This window comes from Paenibacillus montaniterrae, from assembly GCF_018403185.1.
Classification (GTDB): domain Bacteria; phylum Bacillota; class Bacilli; order Paenibacillales; family Paenibacillaceae; genus Pristimantibacillus; species Pristimantibacillus montaniterrae.
On record NZ_BOSE01000008.1, the window covers coordinates 219,242 to 235,573 of the forward strand.

Genomic DNA, 16,332 nt, shown 5'->3' on the forward strand with positions numbered 1-16,332 from the left:
CCCTTCCCCAGGCTGACAGGAGCCTTAAAGCTTGTCCTCCATATTGTCCGTCAACACCTCTCCACTTATGGCATCGACATAATACACCTTGCTGTCATCAAGCATGACGCGCCAGGCTGGTGTTGCTACCTGCACCTCAGAATCAAAAATTTGGCCATAATAGCCCAGTTGAATATCGACAATGACAGAGCCGGGCTCCAAATACGTCTCGATCAAGCTCGAGACGACCTTAGATGCGGCCAGCACCTGCTGTTTATCGCCAGTGCGCGTAATTTCTACACGATCCTGCAAATAAGCCGTTATCTTCAAGTTGCTGTTGTACAGCTCCAGCTTCGTATGAAACATCGGCCGCCCATCGACCATGCGATGCATAACAAACACGCCATCGCGACTGCTGTGCAAATCATAGGCATATTCCGACAAATCGGGAATCAGCTCGCCCAACGTGCGGTCAAGCTGATTCTCATTGAACACTACCGCACTATCCACTGCAGGGATGATTAGCGTCGGCTCCCGCTTGTCCATGCTGTCTGATTGCAGCAAATAGGTGAGATCCCCCATCATAGGCGTTTCAGACGGCAAAGTGGTCGACAATGTAATCTTTTTTTGCTGCATAAGCTGCAGCTTGTCGGCAGGCAGCTCGGCTGAGTTGGGATTGGCGTTGAGCTGCGCCTGCACATCCAGCCAAAGCTGATACCCTAACAAAATATTGAGCAGCAGAAATGATACGATCATGACCGTTTTCGCTCTACTCCAATCCAACTCGCTTCACCTCAACCTTCCTGATTTGATCATTGCAGCTTCACGCCCGCTCCAATCGTAATCCTTACTACCGTTATCTAACTGAATACGCTCATTTCCTGCTACGGCTGCGCGTCATTCGCTTCTTCCGGATTATAGCCGGCAGGCATAGCATCCATCAGCACTTCCTCGCTGCCATCGCTCAGCAGCACCGCCCATACCGGTATAAATTCAATGCTCGCTTCCTGCTGCGGCACTGCCTTGAGCGCAGGATAAATCGACACAATTTCCTCTGCTCTTGCATAAAGCTCAAGCTGCTGCATGAGCGGCTCGCCGCCATACAGCCAGCGAATGTCCTTAGACTCGGCAGCGGCAGGCAGCTTAATTAACGAGCGCTCATACTCAACGACGACGCCCTGCTGCAGGCCGACCTGAATATATCCATAATTGAACGGGCTAATATCAATAACCGGAAACTGCTCAATATATTTGCGAAAACGAACATAGCGCTCGTCGCGAATTGGAATTTCCACAAGCTGGTATTTAGTATCCCAGCCTCCATGCTGATTGACAAAATCAACAGCCAAGTACACATTTTCACTAATCGGCACACTGTTCGTCTGTGAAGCAACTGAGTTGGTATAGCTGATCCAAAGCCCGTTTTGTTCAACCTTCAAGCCGCGCTTGCCGTCCGTATAAATTTGCGAGCCTGAGCGATTGACAATGGCACGTGTTGTGCTGGAGTCAAAAAACAGACTGCGCTGCATTTGCTCAGAGGTGAAAACATCATAGCTGTACCTATACTGCGTCGCTTGAATCGGCTCCTTGGCTACATAAAGCTGGTCGGAAATAAATTGATAGCGCGGCAAAAATTCGCCAAAGCCGATGTAGTCGCCAATATCCTTCACCGTTAAATCGACATGAATCGCCTGGTATACGGTAGAGCCGTTCTGATCGAAGAAATACGCCAGCACTTCCTCCGACTCCTCCAGCGCATAAATATACACACCATCTAGCTGAACGCTATCCTGCACTCCTTCTGTATCCAGTTTGAGCAGCTTTTTCAGCAGCTCGAACGAAATGCCTTCTGTAAAGCTCAGCTCGATGCCTTTATGCTGCCGCCGCAGCTCATCCCAATCGACAGCAGCCCCTGTTAGCACCTGAAATCCTTTAAACTCGCGGCTAGCCAGACGCTGACGGAGGATCAGCTCGTAAAACTGCGTGTGTGGATAAACAATCGCATGCTCATCATCGCCAAGATGCAAAATAAGCTCTTCTGGAAAAATCACTTGCTCCACATTGCTCGTTTGCCCAAGCAGCTCGGTATTGACATAATCCTGATCTGACCGCGTTGGCGGGCTAAGCCATGGCATGCGGTAAGCAAGAAAGTAAGTTTGGACGAGGCTCAGCGCCACCAAAAAGATCAGCAGCCCAGTTTTTATACGCTCGATCATTTGGCATCGCCCCCTTCCTGCAGCAATGGCAAGCTGAAGGTCACGGTTGTTCCGACATTAAGCTCAGACTCCAGCATAATTTTTCCGCCATGATGCTTGACGATTTCCCGGGCAATAGACAAGCCCAGTCCTGTGCCGCCCATATTGCGCGAGCGCGCCTTATCTACACGATAGAAGCGATCGAAAATGCGCGACAAATCCTTGGCCGGAATGCCGATCCCCGTATCCTGCACACTAATTTCCACGTATGCTTTATCCTTCGATTTCATAGCCGTAATGCTAATGCTGCCGCCATCGCTCGTATATTTGACCGCATTGGACACCAAATTATCCAGCACCTGATCGATTTGATCGCGATCGAGCCAAACCTGCTTAATGCTGCGATCCACCTTCACTTTAGCTGTAATTGATTTTTGTCTAAGCTGGAAGGAGAAGCGGTCTGCCACTTCATCCAGCATGTCCTGAATATTCGTCTGCTGACGGCGCAGCGGAGCCTGATTAGAGTCAAGCCGCGACAAATGCAGCAGATCGCTGACAAGCCGAATCATCCGCTCAGTCTCATTGCGAATTACTCCGACAAAGCGCTCCGACAGCTCGCGCTCCTCTAATGCTCCGTCATTTAATGCCTCAGCATAGCTTTTAATCGTTGTAAGCGGCGTGCGCAGCTCATGTGATACGTTGGCGACAAACTGGCGGCGAGAATGCTCCAGCTTCTCCTGATCGGTTACATCCTGCAGTACGGCAATCGCTCCTGTCATGCCGCGGTCGCGCCGATGAACAGGCGAAAGCGTCACCTTCAAAATGGTCTCCTCTGCATCATCCTTGCTTGGCTGCTCGTAGCGTTCCTTGCTCAAAATAAATATTTGCGTGCGGCCCCGCTTCAGCTCAGCAAGCTGCTCCTCCGTCAAGCCGAGCGCTGCCGGAAGCTGAACATCCTGCAGCGTGCCAACCTCCATCAGCTCAAGCGCCCGCTTGTTCCAGACGATGACATTGTTATTCTCGTCGGCTGCCAATACGCCATCGCTCATGTTGGACAGCACGGAGCTAAGCTTCTCGTTCTCCTCCTCGTTGGCCGACAACGCTTCCTTCAAGCGAATCGTCATGTCGTTGAACGCCATGCTCAAGCGCCCAATCTCGTCGTTGCCCAGTACAGGAGCCTTCATGTCAAAATGCCCCTCCGCCACCAGCTCAGCCTGACGCGTCAAGCCTTGAATCGGATGGGTAATCGTATGAGCCAGCACAACACCGAGTACGCCGGTTAAGCATAGCGCGATAATCGTGCCGGAGAAAAATATTTGATTGACGCGGTTCATCGTATCGTATACCTCAGTCATTGAAGCTACAATATGAACGGCGCCAACCACCTTTTCGTTATGCGTAACAGGCACGGCGATCATTTTTTTGCGTGTGCCGTCCTCATCAATAAACTCCTCTTCGTTGTCAGAGATGTTTTGCAGCGCACGGCTGACCGCCAACGATTTATTTTTTTGTCCGATATACGATTGATGCAGCTGCAGCGAGGTAGCCACGATTTTACCGTTGCCATCGAGCACCTGCACCTCCGCCCCGCTAATGCTGAACAAATTGCGCACCACCAGGTTAAGATCCTCGGTCGTATTTTCCGTGACATCAGTATCGCTATCAATTGCCGGCGACAAGCTCGGTGCTGCAAATTTGGCCAAAATGTCGGCCTGCTCCTTCAAATTGTTCGTAAAATTGTTGACGAGCGACGCTTTGACCGTGCTTATAAAATAAACCCCGATCAGCTGCATCGCCACCAAAATGAGCAGCACATAAATGATGACCAGCTTCACCTGCACCGTTTGAAAAAACGATTTGAGCTTTGCTTTCACGTTCATCCTAAACTCCCGAATTTCGGATTGCGCATCATATAGCCTAAGCCGCGACGCGTCAATATATATTCTGGTCGGCTTGGATCATTCTCAATTTTTTCGCGCAAGCGCCTGATCGTCACATCGACTGTGCGCACATCGCCGAAATATTCAAAGCCCCATACCGCCTGTAGCAAATGCTCGCGTGTCATTACCTTGCCGCTGTTGCGCGCCATATAATGAACCAGCTCAAATTCACGATGCGTCAGCTCGACAGGCTCGCCATCCTTGTACAGCACATACATGTCGGTGTCGATAAACAGGTTGAACAGCTTGAAGCCCTGCGGCTCCTGCTCAGGCTCGCTTCCTCCAACCTCGGCCTCCTGCTCCTGCTGCAGTGTTTTTTTCTGCCGCCGCAAATGCGCCTTCACGCGCGCCAGCAGCTCGCGTGTGCTGAACGGCTTTGTCACGTAGTCGTCTGCACCAAGCTCAAGCCCGAGCACCTTGTCGATTTCCGTGTCCTTCGCGGTCAGCATAATAATTGGCATATTAAGCCTGGTTCGCACCTCGCGGCACACATCCATGCCGTCCTTTACCGGCAGCATCAAATCAAGCAAAATAAGATCCGGTTGCTCGGAAAAAGCTAACGTCACCGCCTCCTGCCCGTCGAAAGCGCAAATGACCTCATAGCCTTCCTTCTCAAGGCTGAACTTCAATATATCTGCAATCGGCTGCTCATCATCTACAACTAAAACCTTTCCGTACATGTGCCAACACCGCCTTCATTCATCCTCATTGCCTTCTATTTTACCATAGCTCAGCGGCTTGTACCTTATTGCATGACCGCTCCTGCATATAAATTTCATAAGATATACCCGCATATATGTTAAAAAAGCTGAATCCGACAGCAGCGACGCTTTAATTCGGATTCAGCTTATGTTCTTTATCTATTATAAGTAGCTTAGCGGATTGACCGTGCTACCATTCTTCTGAATTTCAAAATGCAGATGGACACCAGTGGATCGTCCCGTGTTGCCCATAATGCCGATCTTATCGCCCTTAGCCAGCTTGTCACCCTCGCTTACACTGTAGGAGCTCAAATGCCCGTAAAGCGTTTTGTAGCCATTTTTGTGGTCGATAATAACGGTTTTGCCATAGCCGTTTTTCGTACCTACAAATTCCACGACACCGGCATCAGCGGCTTTAATTGTTTTGTCGCCTGTGAAGTCTACACCGGAATGCATGCGGCCCCAACGCTTGCCGTATTTGCTCGATACCCGATGATTCGAGACCGGATAAGCAAACGAGCCTGTACCTGTACCCGCTATAATCATCGTGCCTTTTTCGATAATAGTTGGCACTGCTTCCTTAATGACTTCCTTCGTCACTAGCTCCTCGGAAAGAATGTAGCCATTTTCCTTCGTAATCTCGTAGACTAGACGCTGGCTTCCTGGAGCGCCAGTTTGGATCGTTTTCGTTTCGCCTTCACGCATTTCCTTATTTTCAACATATTCAATCGGAACTGCGATCTCTTCAATTTCAACAAGCTGCTCAACCGAGCGAACGGTAATCTCAGGCATGCGAACTGTCAAATCCAGCTCATCGCCTGCCGTAATTTTATCGCCTTCGATTTGCGGGTTGTTTTCATAAATAACCTGTTCAGAGATGCCGAACTTCTGCGCAATGCAGCCGATGCAATCTCCTTTTTGCACGACATATTTCGTTGGCTTCGTGCTGCCATCCACGATTTTTTTGTAGAGGTCCTCTTCGTCCATAATAGACGTTGGCTCTACCTGATCAACCGTAATATCGACGGATTCTACAAATTTAACATCTTTAACCGTCAGCGATGAATCGCCAATCTCGGTAGCTTCTTCTGCTTCCTTAGCCGATGATGTGCTCTCAGCTTGAGCTTCATCCGCGTTATAGGATAGCGATTGAATTTGCATCGTATCTTCAGCAGCAGCGACCTGAGGCGCATATTGCTTTTGGAGACGATTCAAAACATTCGTTGCCGCAATTTCATCCTTCACATAACCTAATGTTTTGCCATCGACAACGATAGCAATACCAACTGCATTTGACGTAAAGGATTGCTCAAGCTTGTTAAGCGTTGCATCTGTATCGGCAGTAAGCTTAAAGCCTACCTCGCTTTCATATGTAAGCTCGCCTGTGTTAAGCTCCATCGAAATGCCCGGGTTATTGTTTGCCAGCTCCAGCTGCTCTTCCTCAATCATTTGCTGAACCGTATCTACTTGATCAACTGTTCCTACGTATTGCCCATTTTGATAGACATGAAAGATTTCAAATGTATTAGTATGAATATATTGCTTATATTGTTGTATGCCTATAATCGTTGCTGCAGCTACAGCTATAATAGCTCCACTTATCAGTACTGATTTCTTGCGCCAAAGTGGAGTCGATTCTATCACTGTGTCGGTGCTATCATTTAGCTGATCTAGCTCATCCTGCGAGTCTTTTGACGAACGGTTACCTTTAAGTCTACTAACTATATTTGTAACATATTCCTTCATACGACTCATGTCCCCGAATCTGGCCATGATAATCTCCTTTTCTCACTTTTGCAATGAATAGTCGTGTCGAAACAGGAAAAAAGACCTATCTTCCTGTCGGATCACCTGCCTTTTACTTTAACATATCGTAAAGAACACGAGCAACCTTTGCCCAAACTATGACACATTAATATTTTTTTAGAATTGAGAGCGCTCTTATAATTTTTCTCATAAATGCCTCGGTTGAATGAAACGAAAAAGCGTCATCATTCGTCGTAAATCGACACGATTCTGCTAGCTTTATGTGGTGTGAAGGGAGATCAGTGACCTGCCATTAACTGTAAAGTTGTTGCGCTGTAAAAATTAGCATGTTAAAATCAAGCTGACAAATAACGATTGGAGTTGAAGAGGATAATGTAAATTTTCTTGCTGCGTTTTAAAGAGTAGAGCACATTGGGCTTTATTCTTTGCGTGCATGAAAGTTGCCTTATTCTTTTCACTTGGGAAATAGATCCGCTGTATAACCTGATGCAGGTTAGAGGTGGGCATTTTTTGAGCTACAAGAAGGGTAACTTTCTTGTAGCTCTTTTTTTCGACTTATTTCTAGGAGGATGAAAACGATGGAAATTGAGGTTGTAGATGATTATGTGAGCCAGTTCTTGTTAGGTGAAGTGGTTCACGACAAAATTAATCGGTTGCCGGAGGTTTACCAAACTATCGACAGGTGCACCTAGCGGATCTTCGGAAAAGGTGCGCGTGCATTTCAGTATAGTTGGTCATAACGTATCAAGGATTTAACTTACGGTTGGCTTTTATACGGTTTCTCCGGCAGTAAGGAGAAAACATGAAACACATTTCAAAATATGAAACCATTCGGCGCATATTGTCCGCCTTCAAGCAGCCAAAATATCGCTATGCTCAAATTATGGATGCGATTTTCAAGCAAAACATCGGCCACTACGAACAAATGACGATACTGCCCAAATTTTTACGTGACGAGTTGACGCGAGAGCTTGGTCTGAGCGTATGCAGCATCGTTCCAGTAAAGGAGCTCATGTCAAAGCAGGTAAGCAAGGTGCTGTTTTCTATTGCTGGAGGCGAACATATTGAGGCTGTGCAGCTGAAATATGAGCAGGGTTGGAAATCGTACTGTATCTCCACGCAGTGCGGCTGCGGCTTCAAATGCAGGTTTTGCGCCACCGGTACCATCGGCCTGAAACGAAATTTGGCAGCCGAAGAAATTACTGACCAACTGCTGTACTTCCGCTTGAATGGTCATGCCCTCGACAGCGTCTCCTTTATGGGTATGGGGGAAGCACTTGCTAATCCGCATCTATTTGATGCGCTCTCGATTTTGACTGACCCGCTTCTCTTTGGTCTGGGACATCGACGAATTACGGTTTCCACCATCGGCTTGCTGCCGGGAATAGACAGGCTGACCCGGGAGTATCCGCAGGTCAATCTAACCTTCTCGCTGCATTCGCCATTCGACGAGCAACGAAGCGAGCTAATGCCAATCAATGACCACTTCCCGCTTCGTGACGTACTGGAGGCGCTCGATCGTCATATCCAGCTTACAGGGAGAAAGGTATATATTGCGTATATTCTGCTTCGAGGAGTAAACGATTCAGCGGCACATGCAGAAGCAGTTGCCAATTTACTAAGGGGAAGAGGACCTGTAGAACATCTCTATCACGTTAATCTGATTCCATTCAATTCGACTGAAGTTACGCCGGAAAATTACGAGCAATCTGATACGGAGCAAATTAAAGCGTTTGTTCGGATTTTGAAATCAAAAGGGATCAGCACCACAGTCCGCACTCAGTTCGGGTCGGACATCAACGCAGCATGCGGCCAGTTGTACCGTTCCAGGTAAATGGTTAGAGATGTACGTACAGTGCAGGAGGTTTGACCTTGGTCACTGAGGGAGAGCATGGAGTTTGACTTTGGAAGTGAGATGAATTCTCCTTAGAGGGTATTCATTTGCGGAGTATAAGGACATCGTTTCCTTAAGGACAAAGTGAGGAGCAGAAAGGCTGCGTTATTTTAAGCAGCCTTTCTGTTTTTCCGGCATATTTTTGTATGGCAATGTGCTGAAATGTGTTGATTCATTTTTTTATTAAGCTACTATATTAATGAAAAGAAAATTTTATTTTGTGTCTGTTATTTATTAGTCGATCTTGCAGGGATAAGAGCTTTGTTGCTAGGAAAGAGTGGATACAAATATTTTTACTATTGATCGCTAGAACACCAAGTGTTACATCCTGTTTTTACTGTTTTTACTGTTTTTACTGTTTTTACTGTTTTTACTGTTTTTACTGTCATTATTAATTGATTTTTATTTTATTACCTTTATCATTTCTATAATTTTTATAATATTTTTTATTAAACTAAATTAGTGAGTTTCTATATGACATAATAATATTTTAATAGTTGGATTATAAATGCTCGTTTTTAGTACTTATATCTTCTTACAATTAGTGCACTATTTTATATATACATAGAGTATATAACTAAGTATATACCCTATGTATGCTAATCGTTCTTCTCTATTTTTACCGTTTGCGTTTGACTATCCCATTTTACAGTTGCGCCTAATGCCTCGGCGATTGCTCTAATCGGCACATACGTAACCCCGTTTTTCACTTCACCTTTATGCTCGAGCTTTTTGCCATTCACAATGAGTGCAGCTTCGGTGCTGTTACGCTTTATTTGATTTGTGCTCGCTTTGAGCTCCTTTAGTCGAGTATCAATTTGCTGTACAAACTGATGCCAGCCCGTCCATTTTCCATCCTTGTTCATGAGCCGCGGGCAGTTTTTCCCGCTCCAATCATAATGCCGCCGCAAGCGATCCACACCCCAATTGCGTTCCAAGAGCATATTGGCTATTAGCTCTACCGCATTTGTCAGAGCTTGGGCGTATTCGCCTGCAGCTACATCTCGCTCGCAAATTTCAATGCCGATTGATGTCCGGTTGCCGCTTGCGGCGCCGCTGCCATCGCCTGCATGCCAAGCGACCTCATTTAGCGGCAAAACCTCAATTGCCTCCTTGGCATCAATAACGATGTGATAAGAGGCCGTTCTCGTATTGTTTGGATTGGTTAGCCAGCCGCGTTCATTAGCAGCGGTACTGGATGGGTTGCCCGTGTTGTGAACGGTGATTGATGAAGCTGTCATCGACAGCCCTGGACGGCGGTTGCAGGCGGTGGTTTGAGGGATGTAGTCCTTGCGGTAGATGTAGCTAGCTTGGGTCATCGTTGTCACCTTTAAGCGATTGCTTAAGAACTTGATGCCCATAGACAGCAAATGCGCCTGTAAGCACCCCTTGAATAAGCGTCTCTACACTCCAACCCAGCAGACCAACCGATAAAGCAACAGCAGCGACTGTAACGAGATATACAATTGTCCAGTCTGCCACCTTCGGCGTTTGCTTGAGAACATAGCCAAACACCCAGCAAGCGGCAACCACGATTAGTAGTTTGGGGTCAATAAGATTAAAAGCAGTAGTCCAGTCCATTGTTTACTCTCCTCCTACGTCTCACTTTCAATGCGATCAATTCTCGTATGAGCGTGCTTTGTAGATTCTTCTACTCTAGTAACGCGTTCGGACAGCGCATCAAAGCGCTGTCCCTGAAGCTTTTGTTCTACTCTCACATCGTCTACGCCACGTTTGATGTACTCCACATCGATTCGCATAGACGCATCCCGCTCACCACTTGAGCGGGCATCCTGCTTAGCTTGTCTAGCTTTGCCGATCCATCCCAAGGCAATGCCGCTCAGCGTGCCTAAAATCGCTAGCAGTCCTGTATAGTCCATCCGCACACCTCCATTTAGGCAATAAAAAAAGACCTACTCTGTAGCGGTCTCGTCATCCTCTGTATTTTGTTCTGGACTTTGCTCTGTAATGGTCGGGCTATCTCCCCATACGGCAAATATCGCATTCTGCTGAGCTATTGGCAGCTCTGCCTGCACCTCTGCCCTACCAGCAACACTGTTTAAGTAGGCTTTGCGGTGCGGCTCGCCAAGCAGATGCTCTACTCCGTCCACCTCAATGACTTTTTGCGTTTTTACGCTAACGCCGCTCTCGTTTAGCATGTCCACTGTGTATCTAGTGATCATGGCTGTTCCTCCTTAGATAAAATATGAAAATTCAAAACCAAACCTTGTAGTATTTGTTAGTCTTATTGCGCCAAGGTTAGTATAAATTGAACTGAAGTTCGATTTATACACGATATTAATCACTGTAGCTCTAAGATTTATTGATCCCATAACATATAATACACCTTCTGGGAGTTCAAGCGAGCTAACATTGCTTATTAGGAACGAAGGGTATATTGCTAAAAGTCCTTGCACAGGGAAGGGTAAACCCTCAATTCTGACACTACCCGACAAACTGCCTTTAGAACTAAGAACTATATAGCCAAAAATAGTTACTAAATTGCCCGTTTTAAAATATTTCCCTGCTTGTATATTATAAGTTATACCATCACTAGCACCGTCAACTGTCAGTGTAGGCGTCCATATGCCTTCTTCTTGATTTTTGGAAATAGCCTGTTTAACCCTAAGTGGTGTCATATCCGTTGTGTTGTCTGTACCTGCTTCGGCTTGGGCTTGGGTTGCAATAGCACGGTTTACTTGTGCTCTTGCTGCTATGCCATCTAATTTAACTTTATCCGCCGCAGACATAGCCCCCTGAACCAATGTTGTGGCTGCTGGGAGCCTTGCCGCTGGCACAGTACCGGCGTTTAGGTTGCTGGCATTTTGATAGTAGCTGCCGTGCTGTCCATCCACCATGTCAGCATTAAGGTTAGTTTGGAGAGTAGCATCATTTAATGATATAAGAACCCAACCACTCCACTTTGTTGTGCCTTCTGAGGCATAAATACTTTGATAGAATCTAGGTTGGTCAGGTACACCACGTGTAAACGAACCATACATTCTAGTTGCAGACGCTTTTTCAAAGCGAATAATAGAACCTGTAAATGGATATAACGGCGCAGATTGTGTCGGGCTTATATATTCCAGAATGCTATTAATGGGCAGTGCATTAAAAATATCATCTATTGTACTAGTATTGGTTAATCCAAGTTCTGATAAAGAGCTATACCTTTTCCATCCGCCGTGCATATCGGCATTCAGATTAGTTTGGAGTGTTCCATTCTTATCTGCCTTACCATTCCAAGCAGTGCGCTCGGCTGCTGTTATATGCTTTACGTTGTCATTAATGTGAGTGGTCAAATTTGACTGTACCGCGTTAGCCTTTGTCGTTGCGTCACTTGCTGCTGTGGTAATAGCTGCATCCACCTCAGCCTTGCGCGCAATATCGTCAGGTTCCACAGGTGCTGCCACTTTAGCGCGTCCGCTGGAATCGCGTTTGATAATCGTATTTGCTGTTGCTGTGTTGGTTGCCGCTTCTACTGATTCATTCAGATCATTAATCTCCTGCCCTAATTGATTCATATCATCGGGCATAACCGTATCGTCCATTTTCCAATCCGTTTTCGCCATTCTATTCAGCCTCCTTTACTACGATCGTCTGCAGCATTAAGTGATCTGCAACGATCGGGATATTAACTTGATTAGACGTAAGCACGTTGTTCCTCGCATCCTTGAGCTCAATGCTTGTAATTAAAGAGACATCGGCAACCGGCACAATGTAGTTCAGCGCCAGAACATTGTCCGTAACCTCTTTCACTTTGAAGCTTGAAATCTCATAAGAACCGTTAATTACAACTTTGGCTATACGTCCATCTACATACTCTGCTAACTCATTTAACAAAGCTGATACTATCATTTCACAACCACCTCTGTTCCATAGCTTACAAACGGCTTGCTGCCGAGCTTCCAGCTGCCGTCGAGCTTATAGTTCCACGTCATCTCTTGCATGCTGATCTGCTCCTGAAGCTCGATTACATTTTCAAGCGACGTGTTTTGCTGATAGACCAAGTTTGCTGGCTTAATCGTCTCTACTGTATAATGAACCTCGCGAAATACGCTGGCGTTATCAATATTGGCTGTAACGGTCAGCACGAATTCCTGCGGATCGACCGAGACAATGGTCATTCCTGGACCGACGAGCATGTCGAGCTGCCGCTGCAGATAACGTATTGTAAATGGCGGTTTCGTTTGGTAGCGATTCAGAATGCGACGACGACGGAAGTCCAATGTTTCCGTGCTAGGGTCGGCTAATATGCCCAGCATCTGTTCACGGCGCTTGATTGCCTGCACGCTCGAGGTCATAACGAACTGATCATTAAAAAGCTGGTCTACCGCGCCTTGCAGCAGATCCAGCTCAATTGTTTCCGTATAGTCCAGTGCTCTAAAATCTTCGATTAGTCTGTAATACTCGGGCAGGTACTTCATAATACGTTCAGCCATGGATGACCACCGTCCCAAGTACCGGAATCTCATCTGTGCTTAATGTCAAGTTAACAGCCGCTCCGTTTATTTTCGTGCCTGTAACATCCTCAACGCTTGCTACAGTCAGTAAGCGTGCATCGATCTGCGCTGTTCGAACAACAAGCTGCTGTTGATTGGACCATTCTTTGCGTAGCTCTAGCAAATAGGATTCAATTGCCTCCTCCACATCCGTTTGCACCTGCGAGGGAACAACACCGCTTGACAAGGTTAACGTCGTTTCAATATTAATCGTCTGACTTGTAACGCCAGCAATCGTTACCTCATGTCCAATTGGTGCAACACCAAGACCTTGTCCGCTATTTACAGTAGGATCTATAATCGTTTGCACCTCTTCAACCAGCGCAGATGACGGAACAGACCAATCGGACGTAATAACCGTACATTTTACAGTGCCGCCTCCATTCCAGGCAGGGTATACTTTGGTAGCACCAACGCCTGGAATAGCATTCAGTTTATTTTTATAATCCGAGATATTTCCGCCAAATGCAGGCTCATTCACAGTGTTATAAAGACGTTGTCTTAAAGCGTCATCGGTTTCTTCGTCCTCGCCCGGTACAAGAACATCGCTAAGCTCAGCTCGTGCCAGCCCTGCAACATAATCTATTGGGAGAATCGTACCAAACTGCTCATTTCCAATTGTGCCCGGAGTTTCACAGGTTAGCCTGTATACGCCAGTGCTGATGCGCTGTCGGACTGTATAAGTTAAATCCGAAATCGCAAACCGTGAGCCTATTGGAACATCTATAAGCGCATTAGAGCCATTGTAAAATAGACCTTTGCGTGTTGACGGAGTAGCTAAGTTGCGATTGACGCCAAACTCAGCTGCCTTTCGCGTCAAGTATTCTCCGCTTGATGTGTCTGCAAACGACAGCCTATAGTTAATGTCCAGCTCGATATACATTTTAGTTAGTTCAGCTGCGGCAGGTGCTAATGCATCGTAAATAACACTGCCTTCCCGTTTGTCGATATGATTGCTTATTCGATCGAGCATGCGCTGCAAAATGGCATCATAAGTCATGTGCTCATACATTTGTACTCACCTCCTCATCAAAGCTGCCAAATAAGCTGTTAACCCTAAAAGAAAACACCAGTTGATCACCATTAGTGGTTATGTCCAGCACATCTACACTTTGAATTCTTTCATCGACCATTAACGCCTCTTCTACCATCCGTTTGAGCTCAGATTGCATAAAGGCTGGTTGATCACCAATAAGAGTTGACAGCTCATGGCCATAATCATCTGAATAAATCACATACCAGTACCGATCTGTTTGCAGTGCCTTATACACAGCCTGCTTAACAGCTTCCAACTGATCGATCTTGCCACTTACTCTTCCTTTATCAAAATCAAGCTTCCATGTTAAGGAGGGCTGATCGGCATTAAGGTTGTCGTCAGTTGCCGGCACATTGATTTCAGGGATCATCGGATCACCACCTGTCTAATAGAATATACTTCTGTCCACCTTGCACACGGAGTAATAGAACGTTGTCGTTTACTTGCACACCATCAGATATGACATATACTGTCCCATCTATAATGATCTCTTTGCGCTGCATAGATTGTGGCAAAATTAAAAAAGCCGCTGTGAGCGTAAAGCGTTGATCAACCTTTACCTCTAGCGGACTATCTTTTATAACCGTACCTGTCATCAATGCAACCGGATTACTTGCCTTAACTGCATCTACTGCAGCTTGTTTTACAAGATTGAGTAGATCTGCCATTATATCACCTTCAAATCTAACGTCATGGTATGGTCGCCATCACCAAATGAATGTGAGCACTCATCAACCAACAAAGGCTGGTCTACACCATATTCATCAATTTTAATGTGTACTCTCATGCCAGCCCGTACCCGGATATCACCTAATGCCTGGACCTGCAATGATTTTCTTTCTCTATTTTTCAACTTGGCGAGATTGTCCAGCAATTCAGTAATTTGTGGCTCATTCATATCCTCATCTACGCTTTGATATAGCTGAAGCACTCCCCAGCGCTTCATATTAACGCTATCCTGCGCCATATATATTTCCCGCTTGCCTGTCTTGCTGTTATCTCGATAAAGCTTAATCCGATTATACGTATCATCATCAATTGATGTTTTCACAGAGTAGTCATATAGCAGACTTTTTTCCCCGATATAAATATCCAACTGTGTATCCTCTACATTACGCAGGCACAGCTTGCCAAAATCATCATACAGGCAATAATCATTGCCTGTATGATGATAGGTTAGCGTGATGGCCTTGCATATGATGTCCAGCAGCTTTTGCCCATCCTCGCTCATGGTCGGAATTTTATAGCCTGTTTCAGCAACATGACCCAGCTGCAGTTGAAAATCGTTCGCGATGCGCTTAACGATATCGGTAGCGGTTTGGCCCTCAAATACATACGTATCTGTATTCATAAGATACCTGATCTGGTCATAGGCTGTGATCGATACCGATTCGTCTCGTCCAGCATCAATGCTGAAAATATAGCCATGAAATACTTCGATATCCCCTACACGAACTCGTACCCGATCACCGTTGCTATAGGTAAAGTCTTTGGACTGATATAGTCCTCCTTTTATCAGGTTAAAGCTGATGCTTCCTGCCTTGCCTATGCGCGATGTTTTCCAAGTCAGACTATCTACGATATCACTAATATCCCATTCGGTACCGTTATGGTGAAGCAGTTTAATCTCATATATCATGGCAGCTTCAGCACCCTTCCGATTTGCAGACGATTAACCTCAGCGTCCGTGATGCCGTTAAGCTTCTGGATTTCCGGCCATTTCGATCCATTACCCAAATGCTTCTGTGCCAGATCCCATAACGTATCACCCTTAACAATCTTATGCGTTTTAGGCTGCTTCTTCTCATTAGGTCTCGCAGGCCCACTGTTTGAAGCAGTTGCACTTGATGAAAGCTTTCTCGCCCGGTAAAAGATATACTGCTTTAACTTAATGCTGTATTCAATATCCCCTATGCCTCCTGCCATTTCATTCCATGTAAAGGATTCGATACTGGCCGGCGTATTAATCTCGTACGTATCACTGGAAAGGATAAAGCGTACTGGATGCTTGGTTCTCATCCATTTATTAATGAGTTTGATATACTCTACTGGTTGTAGCAGCTCATCTACAGTTACAAATGGGTAACGAGTTGCAGGAAATAATCCACTAAAGCTAATTTCTGAAAGGGATTTGCTGCCAATGACATTTATTTCTCCAATTCCCGGCACATTATACGTCTTACCTTGACCCGCTTCACTCACTTCTACTGAAGCAGGATTTACAGGGAATTGAAAAGACTCCTCATTATTATTGAAGCTCATTTTGACATAATAGGTTTCTTTCTGTGATTCCGTTTTCGAAGTAACTGCCAATTCAA

At 45.9% G+C, this 16,332-nt stretch carries 18 protein-coding genes; 1 reads left to right on the forward strand and 17 read right to left on the reverse strand.

Annotation, left to right across the window (positions count from 1 at the left end; genetic code table 11):
* Positions 1-24: 24 nt before the first annotated feature.
* The 5 genes from yycI to KJS52_RS19905 all read right to left on the reverse strand — a co-directional run bounded on the left by yycI (position 25) and on the right by KJS52_RS19905 (position 6,588).
* On the reverse strand, positions 25-762 hold the full coding sequence (gene yycI / locus KJS52_RS19885; protein ID WP_213518689.1) for a two-component system regulatory protein YycI: 738 nt from the start codon (positions 760-762) through the stop codon (positions 25-27).
* Positions 763-863: 101 nt separating this feature from the next.
* Complete coding sequence (locus KJS52_RS19890) at positions 864-2,195, reverse strand: YycH family regulatory protein (protein ID WP_213518692.1); 1,332 nt, start codon at positions 2,193-2,195, stop codon at positions 864-866.
* On the reverse strand, positions 2,192-4,054 hold the full coding sequence (gene walK / locus KJS52_RS19895) for a cell wall metabolism sensor histidine kinase WalK (protein ID WP_213518693.1): 1,863 nt from the start codon (positions 4,052-4,054) through the stop codon (positions 2,192-2,194). Before walK ends, KJS52_RS19890 begins: the two co-directional genes overlap by 4 nt.
* A complete protein-coding gene (yycF, locus tag KJS52_RS19900) occupies positions 4,051-4,794 on the reverse strand; it encodes a response regulator YycF (protein ID WP_213518696.1) in 744 nt (247 codons plus the stop codon). The genes walK and yycF overlap by 4 nt, the downstream gene beginning before the upstream one ends.
* A gap of 183 nt (positions 4,795-4,977) precedes the next feature.
* The gene (locus tag KJS52_RS19905; protein WP_213518698.1) at positions 4,978-6,588 is read right to left on the reverse strand and encodes a M23 family metallopeptidase; all 1,611 of its coding nucleotides are present in this window, start codon (positions 6,586-6,588) and stop codon (positions 4,978-4,980) included.
* A gap of 796 nt (positions 6,589-7,384) precedes the next feature.
* Here KJS52_RS19905 and KJS52_RS19910 point away from each other — a divergent pair.
* On the forward strand, positions 7,385-8,416 hold the full coding sequence (locus tag KJS52_RS19910) for a Cfr family 23S rRNA (adenine(2503)-C(8))-methyltransferase (RefSeq protein WP_213518700.1): 1,032 nt from the start codon (positions 7,385-7,387) through the stop codon (positions 8,414-8,416).
* Between the two features lie 659 nt (positions 8,417-9,075).
* On the opposite strand, the gene KJS52_RS19915 is transcribed toward KJS52_RS19910, so the two are convergent.
* Genes KJS52_RS19915 through KJS52_RS19970 form a run of 12 tightly spaced genes read right to left on the reverse strand, consistent with a single transcriptional unit; the run spans position 9,076 to position 16,327 of the window.
* Entirely contained in the window at positions 9,076-9,795 is a 720-nt protein-coding gene (locus KJS52_RS19915) for an N-acetylmuramoyl-L-alanine amidase (RefSeq protein ID WP_213518706.1), read from the reverse strand.
* Positions 9,782-10,057, reverse strand: a complete 276-nt coding sequence (locus KJS52_RS19920) for a phage holin family protein (RefSeq protein WP_213518708.1) — start codon at positions 10,055-10,057, stop codon at positions 9,782-9,784. The genes KJS52_RS19915 and KJS52_RS19920 overlap by 14 nt, the downstream gene beginning before the upstream one ends.
* A gap of 14 nt (positions 10,058-10,071) precedes the next feature.
* A complete protein-coding gene (locus tag KJS52_RS19925) occupies positions 10,072-10,356 on the reverse strand; it encodes a hypothetical protein (RefSeq protein WP_213518710.1) in 285 nt (94 codons plus the stop codon).
* A gap of 33 nt (positions 10,357-10,389) precedes the next feature.
* Positions 10,390-10,659 carry a hypothetical protein gene (locus KJS52_RS19930; RefSeq protein WP_213518712.1) on the reverse strand — a complete coding sequence of 90 codons (270 nt, stop codon included), beginning with the start codon at positions 10,657-10,659 and terminating at the stop codon, positions 10,390-10,392.
* Positions 10,660-10,671: 12 nt separating this feature from the next.
* Positions 10,672-12,048 carry a hypothetical protein gene (locus tag KJS52_RS19935; RefSeq protein WP_213518714.1) on the reverse strand — a complete coding sequence of 459 codons (1,377 nt, stop codon included), beginning with the start codon at positions 12,046-12,048 and terminating at the stop codon, positions 10,672-10,674.
* Between the two features lies 1 nt (position 12,049).
* On the reverse strand, positions 12,050-12,334 hold the full coding sequence (locus KJS52_RS19940; protein ID WP_213518716.1) for a ketopantoate hydroxymethyltransferase: 285 nt from the start codon (positions 12,332-12,334) through the stop codon (positions 12,050-12,052).
* Positions 12,331-12,918, reverse strand: a complete 588-nt coding sequence (locus tag KJS52_RS19945) for a putative phage tail protein (RefSeq protein ID WP_213518718.1) — start codon at positions 12,916-12,918, stop codon at positions 12,331-12,333. The genes KJS52_RS19940 and KJS52_RS19945 overlap by 4 nt, the downstream gene beginning before the upstream one ends.
* The gene (locus tag KJS52_RS19950) at positions 12,911-13,990 is read right to left on the reverse strand and encodes a baseplate J/gp47 family protein (protein ID WP_213518720.1); all 1,080 of its coding nucleotides are present in this window, start codon (positions 13,988-13,990) and stop codon (positions 12,911-12,913) included. Before KJS52_RS19950 ends, KJS52_RS19945 begins: the two co-directional genes overlap by 8 nt.
* Positions 13,983-14,384, reverse strand: a complete 402-nt coding sequence (locus KJS52_RS19955) for a DUF2634 domain-containing protein (RefSeq protein ID WP_213518722.1) — start codon at positions 14,382-14,384, stop codon at positions 13,983-13,985. Before KJS52_RS19955 ends, KJS52_RS19950 begins: the two co-directional genes overlap by 8 nt.
* 4 nt (positions 14,385-14,388) lie before the next feature.
* Positions 14,389-14,682, reverse strand: coding sequence for a DUF2577 domain-containing protein (locus KJS52_RS19960; protein WP_213518723.1), 294 nt, complete (start codon positions 14,680-14,682; stop codon positions 14,389-14,391).
* Positions 14,682-15,653, reverse strand: coding sequence for an XkdQ/YqbQ family protein (locus KJS52_RS19965; protein ID WP_213518725.1), 972 nt, complete (start codon positions 15,651-15,653; stop codon positions 14,682-14,684). Before KJS52_RS19965 ends, KJS52_RS19960 begins: the two co-directional genes overlap by 1 nt.
* On the reverse strand, positions 15,650-16,327 hold the full coding sequence (locus KJS52_RS19970; protein ID WP_246563787.1) for a LysM peptidoglycan-binding domain-containing protein: 678 nt from the start codon (positions 16,325-16,327) through the stop codon (positions 15,650-15,652). The genes KJS52_RS19965 and KJS52_RS19970 overlap by 4 nt, the downstream gene beginning before the upstream one ends.
* Between the last annotated feature and the right edge of the window lie 5 nt (positions 16,328-16,332).